Raw genomic sequence first — 19,529 nt, 5'->3', positions numbered from 1 at the left:
GAGGAAAGATTGCCTAAATCTTTGATTGATACAGAAACCGCAGATGCAAGGCAGATTAACACAGATAAACGCAGATAATTTCCTAATTGGAAAGCGACTTGGGCAATCTTATCTATTATTTATTTTAACTAACTAGAACTATGGCTTTAGTAATTGCTGGCGAACGCAGCGGTGCGGGAAAGACGACTGTGACGATCGCCCTTTTAGCTTATTTAATCCGTCGCGGCTTGAATGTTCAATCTTTTAAGGTAGGCCCGGATTACATCGATCCGATGTTTCATGCTTTTGTCACGGGTCGCCCCTGTCGGAATTTAGACGCAATATTAACCTCTGAATCTTATGTAAAAAAGTGTTTTTCTCGTCATATTCAAGATGTCGATTATGCCTTAGTTGAAGGGGTAATGGGTTTATTTGATGGAGTGAGTCGAAAAACTCAGGAATCACGAAGCCACGACACGGATTTTGACACGGATACACGAATTAATTATCGAGAAGAAGAAGGCAATTATGATTTTTCCTTTGCTTCTACGGCTCATGTGGCTTATTTGCTAAATGTGCCGGTATTGTTTGTGATAGATTGCAGCAGGCTCTCTGGTTCTGTGGCTGCGATCGCCCACGGTTTTCGTTCTTTTAACCCTGACCTTAAATTCGCTGGTTGGGTACTCAATCGGGTGGCGAGCGACCGACATTTGGAACTGCTTCAAGATGCTCTCAAACCGCTCAATTTACCTGTTTTGGGCGTTTTGCGTAGGGATGAGGCTGTTACTATTCCCGATCGACATTTGGGGCTGATTCCGGCTGAGGAGTTGCCGAATCTTCATGCTGCCATCGATAAATTGGCTGATTTGGCTGCTGTTAGTTTTGACTGGGAGCAACTTTTGCCTTTGTTGGCTGCAACTCGAAATGGGGGGGGTGAGGGGTCTGAGCAACTTTCGGGTAGGCACAATCTCCCTTCTGTAAGTGTAACTAAAAAAGATGATGTTGTCAACTCTTTGGGAAAACAATTTGGAGTGAGGATTGCAGTGGCGCGCGATCGGGCTTTTAATTTTTACTATCAGGACAATCTTGATTTGTTGGAAGAGTTGGGTGCGGAGTTGATATTTTGGAGTCCGCTTGATGACTCGGCTTTTCCTGACAATGTGCAAGGGTTATATTTTGGTGGGGGTTTTCCCGAAGTTTTTGCTCAGGAATTAAGCGGTAATGTTTTAATTCGGGATGCGGTAAAAAGTGCGATTTTTTCGGGAATGCCGACTTATGCGGAGTGCGGCGGTTTGATGTATTTGTGCGATTCTATTGTAGACTTCGATGGCAATTCTTTGCCAGGGGTGGGTGTGTTGGAAACTGCTGCTGCCATGGGAAAGCGTTTGACGCTGGGATACCGAGAAGCTGTGGCGGTGAGGGATAGTTCGGTGTTAACTGCTCTCGATCAGGTTTGGGGACATGAGTTTCATCGATCGCATTTAACTGTGGAACCGAGTAATCCAGTTTATCACAGTTGGAGGTATGGGAAGCGAGGGGAAGTTGAGGCGGTTGCTGAAGGTTGGGGAGTTTGTCAGGTACACGCTTCTTATTTGCATTTGCATTGGGGTGCTCGGCCTGATATTCCGGCTCGTTTTTTGCAGCAGTGTGCTGATTTTGATTGTAAGGGTGTTTTGGGCGATCGAGCTCAATTAATATCTTTTTAACGAACCGCGAAGACGCAAAGGACACGTTCGGCGAAGCCGTTCCCGAAGGGTAGGAGGAGAAAGAAGAGGAAGCAGAAGATAGGTAATATCTGTAGCGCTTTGGCAGTAAATCAATTCAGTTTTTTGGGAAGTCGAAAAGCCTGTTCCTGGCTGCGCCTAGAGTATAAATAAAGCGGTCTTACTATTTATATTAGAATATTGATGACGGATCGAGCTAGGGATGTTTGGATTTATGAGTGAATCAATTTCGACTAAGCAGTTGTTTGCACAATGGGTGACACCGGAGAATTTTCGGAGTTACGGTCAAGTTATCTTTGCGGCAATTGATGGCAAGTATTTCGATGCTGAGGATGCTCAGTTAAATTTGCAAAATGGTATTCCTAGATTTTACATTATGCGGCTGCACGAGAAAGGTCGCAAGTTTGGCAAAATTACGCGACACCTTCAATGTACTCAGTGTTTGGGTTCTTTGGAAGGGAAGGATTGGTTGATGGCGGTTGCGCCTCCTGGAGATAGCTATAAACCGAGTTTAGAGGATATGGCTGCTTTTCGGATTCCGGGCAATTGTTTTATTAAGTTAGATGTGGGGACTTGGCACGCTGGGCCGTATTTTGATGCGGATTTCGTTGATTTTTACAATCTGGAATTGAGCAATACTAATGTGGTTGACCATTTTACCTTTGATTTTGTGAAAAATCACAATCTGGAGTTTGAGATTGTCTGAGGTTGGCGATTTGTAGTTGCGCTTTCTTCTTGGTAATTATTGTGAGAGGTTTGTTGTTTGAGTAAGATTTTTTAACCGCAGAGGGCGCAGAGGACGCAGAGGAGGAGAAGGAGGGGGTTCGCAAGTGATTGGGGAATGCTTTTGGTCTTACTAGGCTGAATCGCAACTACGAAGGATCAAGTTTAAAACTTTTAAATTTAGGTGCAATCTTTATGTCTGAGCAAAAGTATAGCTTTGTTCTGCGCGAATGTCGTTTGTTAGGTGCGGACAGTCAAACAGTGGATATCGCTATTGATGGGGACAAAATAGTCGCCGTATCGACGCAGATTTCCGAATTGGGAGAATCCGAAATTGATGTTGGAGGCAAATTAGTCTCTCCCCCGTTTGTGGAGTCGCACATTCATCTAGATTCGGCTTTGACTGCGGGGGAACCGCGATGGAATCAAAGCGGCACTTTGTTCGAGGGAATTCAAATTTGGGGGGAACGAAAGCAAAGTTTAACTCTGGATGATGTCAAAAAACGGGCTTTTGAAACTTTAAGACTGCAAGCGTCTCAAGGGATTTTGTTTGTCAGGAGTCACGCTGATGTTAGCGAACCGACGCTGACTGCTTTGCAAGGGCTTTTGGAAGTTCGAGAACAAGTCAAAGATTGGATGACTCTGCAAGTTGTGGCTTTTCCCCAAGACGGGATTTACGGAAGTCCAGAAAATGACAAACTTTTAGAGAAATCTCTGGATATGGGTGCGGATGCTGTGGGCGGGATTCCGCATTATGAGTTGACGCGAGAAGATGGGGTGAAGTCGGTTGAGCGAATTTTTGAACTTGCTGAAAAATACAATAGATTAATAGATGTTCACTGCGATGAAATCGATGATGAACAGTCGAGATTTTTAGAAGTTGTAGCAGCTTATGCGATTAGAAGCGGGGCTGGTTCGCGGGTGACGGCAAGCCACACGACGGCTTTCGGTTCTTATAACAATGCTTATGCTTTTAAGCTGATGGGAAGTTTAGCAAAATCGGGAATTAATTTTATTGCCAATCCTTTAATTAATATCACCCTGCAAGGCCGCGCTGATACTTATCCCAAACGCCGTGGGGTGACGCGGGTTAAGGAGTTGTGGCAGCAGGGATTGAATGTGAGTTTTGGTCACGACTGCGTGCAAGATCCTTGGTATAGTTTAGGTACGGGAAATATGTTGGATGTCGCTCATATGGCGGTTCATGTTTGTCAGATGACGGGAATGGCTGAGATTGCAGCTTGTTTTAATATGGTGACTGTCAACGGTGCTAAAACTCTCAATCTGGGAGATAAAAATTATGGGATAAATGCGGGTAAACCTGCCAATTTGATTGTGTTGGATGCTGATGATTGTTACGATGCAATTAGGAGGCGCGCTGCGGTTCGGTATGTGATTTCGCGGGGTAAGTTGGTGGCGGAAACTGCACCTCCTAAAATTAGTTTCTATCCTATTTGACAAACAATATTTGAAGCTGTTAAATTGTGAATCAAGGTGCTATTCCCGATGAGAGTCCGAGAAATTTACTAGAGCAATTGCTCCTGCAAGATGCTAAAGCTGGTAATTGCAGAGTAATTCATTGCGGTACAGATAGATTGTTGGGAGATGCAGCGAGACTTATTGCTGTTTATGGCGGGAATTTTGAAAATTGGGATAAAATGACAAGTATTGAGACTTTGGAAATTAATGGAGCTTCCGTACAAGTCGATTGGTTTCGGAACAGTCAGACTCTTCAAGATGTGGAGTTTAAGTTCAAGCGACAGTATCCCAAAACAGCCCCTAAAAATCTGTAGGTAATCAAGTTATGAAAATTCGTTGTATTGCTAATACGGGTGAATCTCTGCCTGAAACATATATAGATCCGCCACGCGGTTATACTAGAAAAGTTGAGTTGCCACTAACTATAGGCAAGGAATATGTTGTTTATGCTATCCGAGAATGGAAAGGCACTATTTGGTACTACATCTGCAATGATAATTACAGCTATTATCCTATCCATAATCCGGCACCGCTGTTTGAAGTGGTTGACAGTAGGGTTTCTAAGTATTGGCGGTTTGAAGTTTCGCCCAATGGTTTGTTAATGATAGCCTTTGAGCAGTGGTTGACTGACCCTTATTTTTATGATAAGCTAACGGATCAGGAAGAGGCGGAGGTTGAGATTTTTGAGAAGGTTAAAGAATTGATGGATGCTGAGGATTTTACTTTGCCTCCGCTGGATGTTGCCGTTGAGAAGTTGCGGGAAAGTGTCAGTGTTTGAGTTAAAGACAAATAGCGAAGCGGAGTAAGTTCATAAAATCTGCTAAGCAAGCAGACATAAAAAAGGTAAAGATAGTTGTATTCGTAGGTGGAGACGGCCACGAGAACATTTGTAACTCCTGCTTCTACACGCCTGATATTTAAAGATACATGACAGGCTCTAATTTTATGAGTGATAAATTTCAACCACTAGACCGCGATGATGATGTTTTGTTATTCGATAACAATAATACATTTACAGTGGGCAAATTCAAGGTTTTAATGAGTCAACAATTTCAGGAAAAGTTTTTAAGAAGTTATTACGAAAAACATAGTTATAATGGCGGTCGTTCTCAAGAACGTATAGATATTAAATCCGACTTAAGCACTATCTCATTTGATTCTGGAGGTTTTATCTGCAGTGAGATTCAATGGAAATGTATAAAAGCAGTAAATTGTAAACTTCTCAAAGTGGGTTCTGGAGGATGGCAGGAAGGAAAATTGAGAATGCAGGCAAAAGTCGTAAATTCATATTACGAAAATGATGATTATAAAAAGTATAATAAAGCTGTTCTTGATATATGTATAGAATTCAGTCCCGATATACCAAATGAAGCTATATCACCTTTAGATGATATCAGACAATCCGAGGAATACAAAAAACTGAGCAATAATAACTGACTGCCCGATCGCGATTACGATACAATAATCGATCGCACTTATATCTGAATCTTAGATTTTAAACCGCAGATGGGGGCGGATGTACGCGGATGAACGCTGATGTTTTTTTGGGAGGGACTGATGGTAAATGTAGAAGAATATGTCGATCGCACCGCTGAACTGATAAACTTGCCGTTAGACCCGGAACATCGGCCGGGTGTTGTGGTAAACTTCGAGAGGATAGCTGCGATCGCCCGACTCGTTACTGAGTTTCCTTTACCCCCAGAAGTAGAAGCCGCGCCGGTGTTTGAACCTTAGATTTTTAACCGCAGATGAGGGCAGATGAACGCAGATGAACGCAGATGTTTTTTAGATAAGGCTGATGCGGTTGCTACGGCAGCGGCGGTTAAATCGGGTAAGGTTACGGCTACAGTGGCGGTAAATGCTGCTTTGGAACGGATTGCTGTTAAGGATAAAGCTTTTAATTGCTTTACTGCAATCACTGCATCAAGCGCACTCGCAGCAGCCGAAAAAATAGATAATTCGATCGCACATAACGAAAACCCAGGCCCTTTAGCAGGCGTTCCCTTCGCAGTCAAAAACCTGTTCGACATCGGCGGAATTACTACTCTAGCAGGGTCAAAAATCAACGCTGACAATCCTCCGGCTACCCAGGACGCGGCTGTGGTCGCTAGACTCAAACAAGCCGGGGCTGTCCTCGTAGGTACTCTCAACATGGACGAGTACGCCTACGGTTTCGTCACAGAAAACAGCCACTACGGGCCGACTCGCAATCCCCGCGATACTACCCGCATCGCCGGCGGTTCCAGCGGCGGTTCCGCAGCATCAGTCGCCGTCGGTTTTGTACCCTTCACTCTCGGTTCTGATACTAACGGTTCCATCCGCGTACCGGCTGCTTTGTGCGGTGTCTTTGGCTTTAAGCCTACTTACGGCCGTTTGTCGAGGGCTGGCGCTTATTTATTTTCGAGTAGTTTGGATTGTGTAGGGCCGTTTGGGCGATCGATCAGAGATATGGCGCTGCTGTACGATATCCTGCAAGGCCCTGATTCTCGTGACCCAGTTTGCACTCAACGCCCGCCTGAACTTTGTTCGCCGCAATTAAATAAAGGTATCGAAGGATTGCGAATTGCTGTTGCTGACGGCTATTTCGCCACAGGGGCCGAACCGGAAGCAATGGATGCTGTAGAAATAGTGGCTAAAGCCTTGACAAATCTCTTAGATTGTGGTATAAGCACAGAAAAAACAACAAACCCCCCAAAAATAGGGGGGCTTGCAACTGTCAGCATACCGGAATCCGATCGCGCCAGGGCTGCGGCGTTTATCATTACCGCCTGCGAGGGGGGAAACTTGCATTTGGACAATTTGCGATCGCGCCCTCAAGACTTCGATCCTGCCACGCGCGATCGCTTTTTAGCGGGAACCCTGATCCCTGCGACTTGGTACTTGCAAGCCCAGAGGTTCAGACAGTGGTACCGCGATCGAATTCGCGAAATATTCCAACACGCAGACATCATCCTCGCACCCGCAACCCCCATAGCTGCCCCTGAAATTGGCGTCGAGAAAATGGTAATAGCCGGACAAGAAATCTTAGTGCGTCCCAATCTCGGACTGTTCACCCAACCCCTATCATTTATTGGCTTGCCCGTTCTTTGCGTGCCCGTACAGCGGCCCGGCGCTTTGCCCTTGGGCGTACAAATTATTGGTGCTCCCTACAGCGAAGCGGTGATTCTCCGAGTCGCTGCGGTACTAGAATCGCAAGGCATTATATCTGCCGAATCAATTTAGTGCTAATAATTCTAGGGCTTGTTATTGCGGTGAAAGCGTCTCTTAGTCCTTCTGGCAATAGCTTTGCGCTTCTGCTTTTCCAACGGAGTTTCAAAGTGGCGGTGCTTTCTCATGTCGGGGAAAATACCCGCTTTAGAAACTTGTCGCTTAAACCGTCGCAGGGCTGACTCAATCCCTTCATTTTCGCCTATTACAACTTGGGTCATTATTTCTCCTTAGTGTTTGTCAGATCAAGTTTTATCATATCAAGGTTTTTGGCCGCGCGACCTGTTGAAGGTCGGGCGATCGGCCAAAACCCCAAAATTATAGCAAATCCGCTGCCATCACCGCTCTTGATTCTTTAGTCGGCGCAGGCCGACTTCGTATGTCAAGGCGCAAATTATATTCGCGCGGTTCCATCGGTTTGGGCTATCAACTGATTTTCCTGCCGCAGGTAAGCTTGAATAAACGGGTCTAATTCGCCGTTCATTACATCTGCGATGGCGGTTGTTTCCACCCCAGTACGCAAATCCTTCACCATTTGGTATGGGTGAAAAACATAATTGCGAATTTGGTTGCCCCAAGCCGCCTCCACCATATCGCCGCGAATCTCGGCAATTTCCGAAGCCCGCTGTTCCTTAGCAATCACCAACAGCCTAGCCTTGAGTAATGCCAAAGCTTTTTCCTTGTTTTGCAACTGACTGCGTTCCTCTGTACAGCGGACGGCCAAGCCAGTAGGAAGGTGAACGATGCGGACTGCGGTTTCTACCTTGTTAACGTTTTGCCCGCCCTTGCCGCCCGCGCGGGAAGTCGTGATTTCCAAATCTTTTTCGGGAATGTCCAACTTGACGGATCGATCGAGAATTGGCATCACTTCAACGCCCGCAAAACTGGTTTGACGCTTGTCGTTAGCGTTAAAAGGCGAAATTCTGACCAAACGGTGAGTGCCTTTTTCCGACCTCATATAACCGTAAGCGTAGCGGCCGACAATTTCCAAAGAAGCAGATTTAATACCTGCTTCCTCTCCCTCGGAAATTTCCATTAAATGTACTTTGTAACCTTGACTTTCCCCCCAGCGGGTGTACATCCGCAGCAGCATTTCGGCCCAATCTTGAGCATCTGTGCCGCCGGCGCCGGCGTTAATTGTCAAAACAGCGCCGCTTTGGTCGTAAGGCCCCGATAATAATTGTTGCAGTTCCCACTGGTCGAGTTCGCGGGTTAACTGAGAAAGACTCGATGAGGCTTCTTGGAACAGGGACTCGTCGGCTTCTAACTCCAGCAGTTCTAAAATAGCTTTAGCATCTTCCAAGCTCGTTTGCCAGCCGCGATATTGTTCTAAATGAGATTTGAAGTCATTAAGTTCTTGCAGGGTTTCTTGAGCTCGATCTTGGTCGTCCCAAAATGCTGGTTGGGCGCAGATTTGCTCTAAGTCTTGAATTTTGGCTGTAAGTGCGGGGATGTCAAAGATAGTCCTGGGTTGTACCCAGTCGATCGGACAATGTTTCGATATTGTGTTTGATGTCTAGAACTTCCACTGTGAGTTCTCCTAGTTGTGGGGTGTATTTTTAAGTTTAGCTGAAATTGGGATATTTCAACAAACAAAATGTTATTGCTTCTTCCTGATTAGATATAGTGCGAACCCGTTGAATTAAAAACTTTACCGCATTAAAAATTTAAACTTCAAAAAAAGTTGCTATAATTTAAAATCAGGTTAACGATCTCGATGGGAGTTAACTGCCATGATTTCCCCAGAACTAAAATTAAGCTTGCCGTCCACCGAAGACCTGCCCTGTTCGGACGATACTCCTGTGGATAACGAAGACCAGAATCTGCTACCCAACCTATTGTTGTTTGTCCTGACCGGTATTTGGTCCGATCGCATGGATTGGTACTTTGGGGTGGATATGGCGGTGTATCACACGACGGGAATCAGTCCCAAAGTGCCTGTCGTCCCCGACGGGTTTCTCAGTTTGGGGGTGGAGCGCCGAAAAGGAGGCAAATCTCGCCGCAGCTATGCTGTCTGGGAAGAAAACGAGGTTGTGCCGATCTTAGCATTGGAAATGGTGTCTCACAAACCCGGTGGAGAGTACGACGATAAAATGTCGATTTATGCCGGGTTAGGGGTTTTGTACTACATTATTTACAACCCCGAATTTTGGCGGCGCGATCGGCATCAACCGTTTGAAGTGTACAAGCTGATTGACGGGCAGTACCGGCAGCAGATTGGCGAACCCTATTGGATGCCAGAAGTCGGACTGGGTATAGGGCGATCTCAGCAAGTTATTGGGGGCATCGAGCAAGAAATTCTGGTTTGGTACGACGAGTCAGGAAATGTCTATCCCCTGCCGGATGCAGCGGCGGGGCAGATGCGCGAAGAGTTGAGGGTTGAACGACAGCGAGCTGAGGTTCAACAGCAACGAGCCGAACGTTTAGCTGAGTATTTGCGATCGCAAGGGATCGATCCCGATAACCTGCCTGAATCGTGACGTGAAATTCGATCGGCTTCACCGCATTCTTCCTTCTATCTTGTGACAACAGTCAACAGTCAACAGTCAACAGTCAACAGACTTCTTATATATACTGCGAACCTGTTGAATTGAAAGTTTTACCGCATTCGTGAGCGCATACGTCCAACCTTTTAGAACAGGAAAAACTTTTTGTGAGGTTTTCGCGAAACCAATCTTTTGCGATCGCATCTTTCACCGATTGAGTTCTGAGAGAATTAAAGCCATTTCCGTACTTTTCAATTAAAGCCAGCATTTGCGGTCTGTAAGTGTGGTTGTAAACAGCGTATTTAGTATGGCTTACCCAACAGCAAGGCCAGAGTTCCGCTTCAAAACTGATGAAAATCTCTTTGCTGGCTTGAGTTTGGCAGCTAATTTCTACATTTCGGTAGTAATTATTTAGGCTGCCAAATTTTTCTACAGCTTGGATAAATTGGTCTCCCTGGGGGTTTTTATATTGTTCCAATGATGGGGGTTGCAGTTCTTCGCTGGCTGGTTTTGATGGGACGGGCTGAGTTTGAGCGGGTGCTTGAGAGGTTTCGATAGCTATAGCTTGATACCAAGCATAATTTGCTTTTTCTGGTTGCCCCAACTGCATCAACACTTGAGCTAAATTGCGATAAGCTCCGGCAAAATTGGGTTTAAGCTCGATCGCCTTTTGGTAATAAGCACTAGCTGGCTGCCACTGTTGCTGTTGAGCATAAAGACTGCCGACATTAGCATAAACTTCTGGAAAATTAGGCTGAATTTTGAGGGCTTTGGCATAACAGTCTGCTGCTGCTTGCATCTTCCCTAAACCTTGAACAGCATTGCCCAAAGTTTTCCAGGCTGCTGCAAAATTAGGTTCAATTTTTAGGGCTTGTTGGCTGGCTGCGATCGCCTCTGAGAGCTGTCCTTGTTTCAAACAGTGCTCAGCTTGTTGGTGCAACCCAACAGCCGTCTGTGTTTGATTTTGAGGGGCTGACGCATTAGTTGTTGCTGGTTGGTTGGGGCGATCGCTCTTAGCCTCTACCTGAGAGTTTTCTGCCTTCTGAGGCTGTTGATTTGCGGACTCTTTGTCATAAATCTCTTTCGCCACAAAACGAGAGGTAGCTTTCGGTACAAACTCGACAAATCCTAATTGTTGGGCTAAATCCCGCGCTGCTTCTACTTGGTGCTGGTTGTGTTCAAATATCAAGTAATGCCATACAGCTTTTCCGCCAGCTTGGATAAAGGCATTAACCGACTGCATTATCCTGTCCCAGTTGGTATTTTGGCGGTAGATGCTGTTAGTATCGGCCAACCCGTCGATACTAAAAATTACGCGATCGTGTTCTCCTGTCATCGCCTGTGCCAGGGCTTGCCACCAGTCGGGATTGCGTCCGCTACCGTTGGTGTACAGGCTGATATGAGGAACTCCCATGCGGTGCAAATATTCTATCGCAGGAATTGTGGTATTGCTAGTCATAGCATCGCCGTAGTTGCCGCACATATACACCAAATCCAACTGAGAGCAAAACTCTTGTGGGAAAATTCTCTCAATATCCTCCATCTTTAATTCCGCCCCCGGCAAAATCGGGTTGTCGGTGCGCGGACACTGGGGACAAGCTGCATTGCACCTGGAGGTAATTTCTACGCTGACGATCCTAATATCTTCATATTTTAAGTACATGAGTTTTCCCCAATTAATTTGTGATTAATACTGAAATCGCGATCGACACAATTAGATAACAAGAGCTTTGATTGAGTGATTAAAAAGTAAAATTATACCTTATGCCTGTCGGCTGTGAACATGATATAAGTTTTTTGTATGAGGGACAGGGGAGGCGATGACGACTATCTTGATGCCAAATCTTAATAAAAAAAAAACCGCGGCCGGATGTCGATCGAGCCGCGGTTTTTTTTAAGCTAAAGTTTCAATTAATCGCGGCTGTTGATAGCAATCAGCAGGCGCAGAATGAAAATGAACAAGTTGATGTAGGTCAAGTACATCGACAGAGCGGCGGGCAAATACTGATCGTCGCGGTAGCTGCGGGGTAATATGTAAAAATCGACGATCGCAGCGCCGGCAAATATAAACACGCCGATGCCAGAAATGCCAATTTCCAACCAGGTTGGGGTGTAGATGCCAAATAGAGAGAGCAGAAACTGACCGCCAACGACGACTAACAAAGCAATCACACCTAAACTGATAGTTTTGGTGAGGGCCATGCCGTCTTGTTCAGAAAGGTTGGAGCCAATTTGGCGGGCGGCGATAAAGGTAATGCCGCATCCGAGGGCCGCAAAAGCGATGCCGGAGATGCCGACGCCTTGGGTTCTGAGGGCTGTAAATACCAATCCGCTGAGGGTGTAGCCGGAAAGCAGGCTGTAGGTTGCCAGCAGGGGCAAAGCGGTGTTTTTGTTGCCTTGTTCGGCGGCGCCGCGGGCGATGAAGAAGAGAATTAATTCTACGACGATCGCAGCAATGAAGGTGGGAAAGAAGATCCCAGGATAGTTGCGGATCACTCCGAGGCCCCCGTAGGTGCCGACAGCAGTTAAGACAAGTCCGCCGCCCACGAAGGGGAGAGCGTTGGAGATGACGTTGGGGCCTACCAGCGCGTGGTTTTTGGCCTCGCGCACGGCTTCGCGGAAATTGCTAGTGTTACTCACGAGGATTTACCTAATTTTGGCTGAGAATTGCTATCTATCATTTTGACAGCTTTACACTGTGTTTGCAAAACTTGAAAGAGTTTAAAGATTTGATAAAGAATGGGGGTGAAATCACTCCAAAGCAGGGATCGATTGTTTATAATCGACTGCGTACAGGTCTGTGCCGTGTCGCTGTCTCGCACTGTTGCGCGTCGTGGCAAAGCTATAATTGAGTTTAAAGGGCGGGCGCTATCTGCAGCCAGGGGCGAGCTTAAAGTCAATCAAATCGCAGATAGCGAATGTAAATCAATTTTGGATTGGGGATTTACGATTGGGGATTAAGGAGTCTATGCTAGAGGCAGGGGCCACAGTGGATTTTAGGTTTTTGATTTGCAACTTATTTCAAACTAGGGACCTGAAACTTCAATAATCTAAAATCTAAAATCTAAAATCTAAAATCTAAAATCGGTTCCGTTAATTGCTAAGGTAGCTCAGACAGAGGATACCCATAAAATTAATGAATAGATCGAGTTATATCTACAAACTGCTAAAGAGGTAATGTCCAATGCCCACCTTTTTTGATCGCAAATTATTGCCACCTACCGCCGGAATATTATTGGCTGCCGCTGCCGTTATTTCCGGTGGTCAAGCTGCTGTTGCAGCTAATGTCGGAGCCGTTGCTACCGCTACTTCAGGGCAGGGTTCAGAACATTTGCTGCTGGCTGATAATATCGCTCAACTCCCCCAAGGTACAACTTCTTCAACCCCCAACCGGGGGACGGCAAACCGCGTACCTCTGCCCGTAAGAATTCCTGAGCCTTCGACGGTGGTAGGGTTGGGTTTAGTTGCGGGTTCGCTGGCGCTGACTCGCCGGAGAGTGAGAGTTAAAAATTAGACTTTTGGCAAAAAGTCTAATTTTTGGATTTTTAACCGCAGATAAACGGAGATAAATCCAGGTATCAGGATTTTAGCCGATCGCGTCGCGCAGAGCATTTTTAGTCATAGCTGCGATCGACTGTTCGGTAGCTTTGGGCAAGTGATAGTATTTCCCTCCAGAAGTCTTGGCCAATTCCTTCGCAAAGCCAGTCGAAATAAACTTGCTCTCGGTATCAATCACCAGCAACTGCATTCCCAACCCACGAATTTTGGCAGCAATTTCTAACAATTCCTGCTTAATATCAGGCTTTTCTCCATCTACAATCGGTTCGCCCAAAGAACGAGCCAAAGGAATATTGCCGCGTCCGTCAGTAATGGCGACAATCGCAACTTGACCGATATCTCCAGACTGCCGCGCGTTGACTCCCACCCGCACTGCTTGAGTCAAACCGTGGGCCAGGGGGGAACCGCCTCCGCAGGGCAACCGCTCCAAACGCTTGCGGGCCAAGGCTATTGAGCGAGTCGGCGGTAGCAGCACTTCTGCTTGTTCCCCCCGAAAGGGAATGAGAGCAACTTGGTCGCGGCTTTGATAAGCTTCTGTGAGTAGCTGCATGACTGCACCTTTGGCCGACTGCATCCGGTTGAGGGCCATCGAACCCGAAGCATCGACGACAAATACGACTAAAGCTCCAGCTTTTCTGGCCAAGCGCTTCGCCCGAATGTCTCCCTGCTCCACAAATACACGGCGCTGAACCCCCTCTTGCCCCCCCTTGCTAAGGGGGGGTTGGGGGGCGTTAGAATTCCTGTCGCGGCGGGCTTTTTGGTAGGGTGCGGCGGCTCTGAGGGTGGCGTCAACGGCGATGCGGCGGACGGGGCCTTTGGGCAATACCGGCTTGACGTAACGGCCTCTATCTTCCGAGAAAATGGTGCTGCGGCTGCCCGATTTGCCTTGGCGGCTGGCGGCTTGGGCGAAGAAAAGCACGCTGGGGTCGAGAATTACGCCTTCGGGGTCGAAGAGAAATTCTTCGGGAATGGTATCTTTTTCTGGTTCTTCTTCAGGTTCCGGGTTGTCTTCATCCTCTTGGTCTTCTTCGTCTTCTTGCTCGTTTTCTGGTTCGTCTTGTTCTTGTTCTGACTGCTTTTGGGGAGGCGGTGGGGGGGGAGGAGGAGGAGAGTTTTCGTCGTCTGGGGGAGTTTGGATGATGGTGGCGCGGGGTACGATGACTAATTCTACGGCGCGGCGCAGGTCTTCGGCGTTAACTTCTGTGCGTCCCTCCATGGCGGCGGCGGCTTTGGCGACGCGGACTGCGAATATTTCGGCGCGGTGTCCTTGAACGCCACCCCGGATGGCTTCTTCTACTAGGTAGGCAATTTGTTCGCGTTTAATGCTGACATCTTTGAGCCATTCTCTGGCTAGGATGATTTGGGTTTTGAGGTTGTCGGTGTCTTCGCTGTATTGATTTAAAAATTCTTGGGGGGAGCTGGAGTAGGATAAAGCTTTTTCTACTGCATAGACTCTTTCTTCTATTTCGAGTGCTGCGTCGGCTGAAAGTACGATCGCGATGCGATCGAGCAAATGTTCTCTCAGCGGCCCTTCTTCGGGGTTGTAGGTGGCGATAAATAGAGGTTTGCAGGGGTGTTGGAAGCTAATGCCTTCGCGCTCTATTTGGTTGCGCCCTTCGGTTAATACTGTTAGCAATTGGTTGGAAATGTTGTCATCGAGGAGGTTAATTTCGTCTACATAAAGTACCCCTCGATTTGCTTGGGCTAAGAGTCCGGGTTGAAATACGGTTTGACCGAATTTTACTGATTGTTCGACATCGACTGAACCTAATAGTCTGTCTTCGGTGACACCCAAAGGAATTTGAATGAATGGTGTGGGAATTATTTCAGTAGTTAAGGAATTAGTATCGGTGGTGTGGGTATCTTGCCCCCCATTTTCTGGTAACAAGCCTGATGCTTGTTCTGCAACAATTTCATTAGGTTCGGCGTTGCAAAAAGAATCTCTAACAATTTCAATGGGTGGCAGTAATGAGTGCAAGGCGCGGGCCATTACTGATTTTGCTGTCCCGCGGCGGCCTGCGATCGCAACTCCTCCCAATCCGGGATCTACTGCTGCTAACAGCAGGGCTAATTTGATTGCTTCTTGCCCGACTACGGCGGTGAGGGGAAAGGCTGTGGTGGAAGGGCTAAGGTTGGCTGCGGGCATAGGATTTTCGGATGTAAAAATTTGAACTTAATGTTTAGCTTACTTCTTGGAGTATTTTAACTTCTTGCGGCAGAATCACGGTAAAAGTTGAGCCGACTCCTATTTGTGATACTAACTCGATTTTGCCTTGCAGCAGCGTGACGAGCCGCGATACTATTGCTAATCCCAGACCAGTGCTTTCGGTGGGAAAGAGCTGTTTGCCGGCTTCTCCTGCTTGAAAGAAGGGGTCAAAGATGCGCTTTGTATCTTCGGGGGCAATGCCAATCCCGGTATCTGTAATTGCGATCGCCCACTTTCCGTCTCCAGCAGGGTGGCAACTTAATTCGATGCTACCAGATTCTGTATAGCGAATGGCATTGCTCACCAGGTTGGTCAGAATTTGTTGCAGCCGCTGTGCGTCAGCGATTACTTGTCTTGGGGCGCAGTCGCTGGTAACAGTGAGCTTTAATCCTTTAGCATCAGCAATTGGCTGCATCATTTCTACTACGGTGTTAATTACAGATTGTACATTAGTGGGCCGCAGGTTAAGTTTAATTTTTCCGGCCTCGGCGCGAGAAATTTCTAGTGTGTCATTAATCATGCGAAGCAAGTGTCTGCCGTTACGCAATACTCGCTCGATGTGTTCGATGCCGGGGAGAGTATCTTTGACTTCAGATTGCCATTTTTCTTTTCGCAGAAATAGTTCGGAATAACCAATAATTGAGTTGAGAGGAGTTTTAAGTTCGTGAGCCAAATGGTAGACGTTTTCTTGATGGACGCTGACCAGGCGAGAGAGTTCTTGATTGGTGAGTTGTAACTGAGTTTGGATTTGTTGAAGTTCCTGCAGCCTCTGAGCAACGTAGCTGTTGAAACACTGGGCAATTGCTTCGTCTACTACGGCATCTATCAGCCTAAAAGCTCTGAATACGTCGGCGGTGGTTCCTGCTAGCAATTCTGATTCTAACTGCGAGAATATTACTTGACGCAATAAGTGGTATTCCCGGGCTACTTCGGCAGCATCGTAGCCTTGTTCGGCTCTGAGAAATCCGTGATCTAAACTGGCTTCAATTAATAGTTTTATTTCGCTGTTTTGATATTGGGAAAGCACTGTGGCCATCGCCTCCAGCAGGTGAGGTATGTGATTTTCGATTGCTGAGTGCGGTAAGGCGTCAGCGCTTTCAATTTTCCGATCCTGACGCACTGCTTCAATCCAGTTCTGGACGATAATATCGGTTTTTTCGGCGAGCACTTGGCTGTAGTCCATAATGTCTGCGTGGGGGTTGAGTTTGGCAGAGATTGCCCATGCTTCATTGTAGTTGAGCGATCGCCCGATCGCCATACCAAACTTCGGGCGATCGCGACCCTGCCGAAAGAAGTAGTTTTGAGGTGATTTTTTCCCTGTGCCGGAGAGTTCTTGATGAGCCGCTCCCAGCTTGTTGCTGCCAAAATCAGCACTTAAATTTATTGACAGAAGAGCCAGGAAGTAGTATATTCACTCGAACCGAGACTTTTTAATTTTTAAGTTTTATTATTTTCAGGGGACTAAATGGAAAACGTGCAAGCTGTGATTGCTGCAACAACATTTATATGTGTAATTTTCTTAATAATTACAGAATGGATACACCTCACAGTTGCGGCATTTCTGGGAGCGGTGATTCTGGTTTTTACCCACGTGATGACGTTAAACAACGCGATCGAATATATCGGTCGGAGTCACGCCACGCTGGGCTTATTTTTCGGAGTCATGGTAATGGTGAGAGCATTTGAGCCTACCAAAGTATTTGAATACTTGGCAACTCAAATTGTGCTTTTGGCTAAAGGCAAAGGCAAAAATCTCTTGCTGGGTATTGTCGCAATTACTACCCCAATTTGTTCTGTTTTGCCCAATGCCACGACAGTCATGCTGCTAGCACCATTAATTCCGCCAATGGCAGAAGAAGTCGGTGTAGATTTTGTGCCGTTACTGATTTTAATGGTATTTGTAGCTAACAGTTCGGGACTGCTGACAATCGTGGGCGATCCGGCCACATTCATTGTCGGCGATGCTATTAACATGAGCTTTACAGATTACCTGGTAAAGTTAAGTTTGGGCGGGGCAATTGCATTAGCAGTGATAGTAGTTATGTTGCCTTGGCTTTTCCGCGAAATTTGGCACAAGAACTTAGACGATTTGGAACATTTGCCGCGCCCAACAATTAATCACCCGCGAGTCTTAGCAGTGGGCGGTGTAATTATAGCTTTCGTGCTGACATTTTTTGTAATAGGAGAGTCGCTGCCCGTGCCTATTTCACCGGCAGCCGTTGCTTTGTTGGGGGCTGCTTTGGCAATGCTTTTAGCTCACCATTCCCAAATTGATTCTGTTAATAATATTTTGCGGGATTTAGATTGGAGCACGCTGCTATTTTTTATGTCTATCTTTGTGCTGATTGGCGGTTTGGAAAAAACCGGAGTTATCGCCAGTATATCTGGAATATTAGCAGTGATTTTAGGTAAGAATATTTTTCTGGGTTCTTTAGTTTTGTTATTTTTTGTGGGTTTGATGTCGAGCGTGGTGCCAAATATTCCGTTGGTAGTGGCGATGGTGCCACTGCTAAAACAGTATGTTGTCAATACCGGGCTCGCACCTGCAGAGGTGCTGGCTCCGGATTTTGCAGGGCAGTTTCCACCTGCTGTGCTGCCACTTTTTTATGCGATGATGTACGGAGCAACTTTAGGCGGAAACGGCACTTTGGTAGGAGCTTCTTCTAATATAGTGGCGGCGGGAATTTCTGAACTGCACGGGCGCCGGATTTCTTTTCAAACTTTTCTGCGTTACGGGCTGCCTGTGATGGCGGTGCAATTAATAACTGCGGCTGTTTATGTAACTCTTCGGTTTCTGATTTGAAGAAGTCATTAGTTGGCAGTTGGCAGTTGGCAGTTGGCAGTCAACAGTCAACAGCCAACAGTCAACAGTCAACAGTAATCTAAACTCCATCCAATTCTAAGGGAAAAATTACAGTGAAGGAGGAGCCAACTCCTACTTGAGAAACTAATTCGATTTTACCTTGCAAGAGCTTGACTAATCGAGCGACAATTGCTAGCCCTAAGCCGGTACTGTCAGGAATGCCAGAGCTCAGGGAGTTGTCGGCTCGAAAGTAGGGTTGAAAAATCCGCTCGCAGTCTTCAGGAGCAATACCAATTCCTGTATCTGAGACCGTTACTGTCCAATATTTATCTGGCAAAAGTTCGCTTTTTATTGTAACAGTACCGGCTGTGGTGTAGCGAATGGCGTTGCTGGTTAAGTTTGTGATAATTTGCTGCAAGCGCAAGCAATCTGTCACCACTTGATCGTCTGAGAGATGGCACTCCACAGCTATCTCTAAACCTTTGGCTTTCGCTAAAGGCTCGATTATTTCAACCACCGTGGCGAGTACATCTGGCAGTCTGATTGGAGCTAGCTGTAACTTTATTTGTCCGGCTTCGTACCGCGAAATTTCCAGAGTATCGTTGATCAATCTCAGCAACAGCCGGCCACTGTTGAGGACTCTATCAATATGCCCTATATTGGGAACAGAACCTTTAATTTCGGAATAGTTTTGTTGCTGGCGCAAAAACAAATCTGAGTAGCCGATAATAGAGGTGAGGGGCGTTTTTAATTCGTGAGCTAAGTGAGATAAGTTCTCTTGATTGGCGCGAACTAAGCGAGTCAGTTCTTGATTTGTAAGTTGCAATTGGTTTTGCAAATCCTTGAGTTCTTGGAATCTTTCTTGGGTAAAGGTTTGGAAACATTTAGCAATTACTTCGTCGAGCGCCGTGTCAATTAACCGGTAAGCTCTGCTGACTTCTGCTGCAGAGGCTTTTAACAATTCTGGCTCTAAAGCCTCGAAAGTTACCCAGCGCAGCAAGCGGTATTCTCGCGCAATTTCCTCGGCGTCGTAGCCTTGTTTTGCCCTGAGAGTTCCGTGTTCTAAACTTTTTTCTACGAGTGTGCGAATGTCGCTCTCTTGGGATTGGGAAAGCATAGTTACGATCGCTTGCAGTACCATTGGAACGCTGTCGCGCACGCCATTGTAGGTGAGTTCTTTAGCGGTTTCGAGTTGATCGTCGGATCGTACAGCTTCGATCCAGTTTTGTATAATTATGTCGATTCGATCTTGCAGCGCGAGGCTAAAGTCTCTCATGGCTCAAGTAGAGAAATAAGTGGGCGATCGCATTTTATCTCTCTAAGCTAGTTTAATAATTAACTTTTTGAATAGTTTGTCAACTTTT

Annotated in this window: 18 protein-coding genes; 11 read left to right on the top strand and 7 right to left on the bottom strand. The window is 46.5% G+C overall.

Features of this window, described 5'->3' with window-relative positions; genetic code table 11:
* Positions 1-140: 140 nt before the first annotated feature.
* From QUB25_RS22090 to QUB25_RS22055, 8 genes are all read left to right on the top strand, one after another.
* Positions 141-1,685 (top strand): cobyrinate a,c-diamide synthase, encoded by a 1,545-nt coding sequence (locus tag QUB25_RS22090; RefSeq protein WP_333186112.1) that lies wholly within the window; start codon positions 141-143, stop codon positions 1,683-1,685.
* A 232-nt stretch (positions 1,686-1,917) separates the two neighbouring features.
* Entirely contained in the window at positions 1,918-2,409 is a 492-nt protein-coding gene (locus QUB25_RS22085) for an ureidoglycolate lyase (RefSeq protein ID WP_333186109.1), read from the top strand.
* Between the two features lie 212 nt (positions 2,410-2,621).
* On the top strand, positions 2,622-3,884 hold the full coding sequence (gene codA / locus QUB25_RS22080) for a cytosine deaminase (protein WP_333186106.1): 1,263 nt from the start codon (positions 2,622-2,624) through the stop codon (positions 3,882-3,884).
* Between the two features lie 26 nt (positions 3,885-3,910).
* Entirely contained in the window at positions 3,911-4,219 is a 309-nt protein-coding gene (locus tag QUB25_RS22075) for a hypothetical protein (RefSeq protein ID WP_333186104.1), read from the top strand.
* Positions 4,220-4,230: 11 nt separating this feature from the next.
* Positions 4,231-4,683, top strand: coding sequence for a hypothetical protein (locus QUB25_RS22070; protein ID WP_333186103.1), 453 nt, complete (start codon positions 4,231-4,233; stop codon positions 4,681-4,683).
* A gap of 149 nt (positions 4,684-4,832) precedes the next feature.
* A complete protein-coding gene (locus QUB25_RS22065; protein ID WP_333186101.1) occupies positions 4,833-5,342 on the top strand; it encodes a KGK domain-containing protein in 510 nt (169 codons plus the stop codon).
* 120 nt (positions 5,343-5,462) lie between these two features.
* Positions 5,463-5,639, top strand: coding sequence for a DUF4089 domain-containing protein (locus QUB25_RS22060; RefSeq protein ID WP_333186097.1), 177 nt, complete (start codon positions 5,463-5,465; stop codon positions 5,637-5,639).
* A 24-nt stretch (positions 5,640-5,663) separates the two neighbouring features.
* The gene (locus tag QUB25_RS22055) at positions 5,664-7,127 is read left to right on the top strand and encodes an AtzE family amidohydrolase (RefSeq protein ID WP_333186095.1); all 1,464 of its coding nucleotides are present in this window, start codon (positions 5,664-5,666) and stop codon (positions 7,125-7,127) included.
* Positions 7,128-7,138: 11 nt separating this feature from the next.
* Here QUB25_RS22055 and rpsU read toward each other — a convergent pair whose 3' ends face one another.
* Both rpsU and prfB read right to left on the bottom strand, forming a co-directional pair.
* Positions 7,139-7,333 carry a 30S ribosomal protein S21 gene (gene rpsU / locus QUB25_RS22050; protein WP_006632476.1) on the bottom strand — a complete coding sequence of 65 codons (195 nt, stop codon included), beginning with the start codon at positions 7,331-7,333 and terminating at the stop codon, positions 7,139-7,141.
* Positions 7,334-7,506: 173 nt separating this feature from the next.
* A protein-coding gene (gene prfB, locus QUB25_RS22045) for a peptide chain release factor 2 (RefSeq protein WP_333186092.1) occupies positions 7,507-8,641 on the bottom strand; the annotation gives its coding sequence in 2 pieces (ribosomal slippage) (positions 7,507-8,568 and positions 8,570-8,641; 1,134 coding nt in all).
* Positions 8,642-8,845: 204 nt separating this feature from the next.
* Between prfB and QUB25_RS22040 the strand changes: the two genes are divergently transcribed.
* Positions 8,846-9,592: a Uma2 family endonuclease gene (locus QUB25_RS22040; RefSeq protein ID WP_333186089.1), complete on the top strand. Its 747-nt coding sequence runs from the start codon at positions 8,846-8,848 to the stop codon at positions 9,590-9,592.
* Positions 9,593-9,677: 85 nt separating this feature from the next.
* Here the strand turns inward: QUB25_RS22040 and QUB25_RS22035 are convergent, their stop codons facing one another.
* Both QUB25_RS22035 and QUB25_RS22030 read right to left on the bottom strand, forming a co-directional pair.
* Positions 9,678-11,261 carry a tetratricopeptide repeat protein gene (locus tag QUB25_RS22035; protein ID WP_333186086.1) on the bottom strand — a complete coding sequence of 528 codons (1,584 nt, stop codon included), beginning with the start codon at positions 11,259-11,261 and terminating at the stop codon, positions 9,678-9,680.
* A 248-nt stretch (positions 11,262-11,509) separates the two neighbouring features.
* Positions 11,510-12,238: a Bax inhibitor-1 family protein gene (locus QUB25_RS22030; RefSeq protein WP_333136856.1), complete on the bottom strand. Its 729-nt coding sequence runs from the start codon at positions 12,236-12,238 to the stop codon at positions 11,510-11,512.
* Positions 12,239-12,782: 544 nt separating this feature from the next.
* Between QUB25_RS22030 and QUB25_RS22025 the strand changes: the two genes are divergently transcribed.
* Entirely contained in the window at positions 12,783-13,112 is a 330-nt protein-coding gene (locus tag QUB25_RS22025) for a PEP-CTERM sorting domain-containing protein (RefSeq protein WP_333062273.1), read from the top strand.
* A gap of 72 nt (positions 13,113-13,184) precedes the next feature.
* On the opposite strand, the gene bchD is transcribed toward QUB25_RS22025, so the two are convergent.
* Positions 13,185-15,302, bottom strand: a complete 2,118-nt coding sequence (gene bchD / locus QUB25_RS22020) for a magnesium chelatase ATPase subunit D (protein WP_333186082.1) — start codon at positions 15,300-15,302, stop codon at positions 13,185-13,187.
* A gap of 34 nt (positions 15,303-15,336) precedes the next feature.
* On the bottom strand, positions 15,337-16,620 hold the full coding sequence (locus QUB25_RS22015) for a HAMP domain-containing sensor histidine kinase (RefSeq protein ID WP_333062276.1): 1,284 nt from the start codon (positions 16,618-16,620) through the stop codon (positions 15,337-15,339).
* A gap of 207 nt (positions 16,621-16,827) precedes the next feature.
* Between QUB25_RS22015 and QUB25_RS22010 the strand changes: the two genes are divergently transcribed.
* Entirely contained in the window at positions 16,828-18,165 is a 1,338-nt protein-coding gene (locus QUB25_RS22010; RefSeq protein WP_333186079.1) for an ArsB/NhaD family transporter, read from the top strand.
* A gap of 79 nt (positions 18,166-18,244) precedes the next feature.
* Here QUB25_RS22010 and QUB25_RS22005 read toward each other — a convergent pair whose 3' ends face one another.
* A complete protein-coding gene (locus tag QUB25_RS22005) occupies positions 18,245-19,441 on the bottom strand; it encodes a sensor histidine kinase (protein WP_333186077.1) in 1,197 nt (398 codons plus the stop codon).
* Positions 19,442-19,529 lie beyond the last annotated feature (88 nt).

This window comes from Microcoleus sp. B3-D7 (genome assembly GCF_036705305.1).
GTDB lineage: Bacteria > Cyanobacteriota > Cyanobacteriia > Cyanobacteriales > Microcoleaceae > Microcoleus.
Note: the sequence above shows the minus strand (reverse complement) of the source record. Positions and strands in the feature narration are given on the sequence as shown.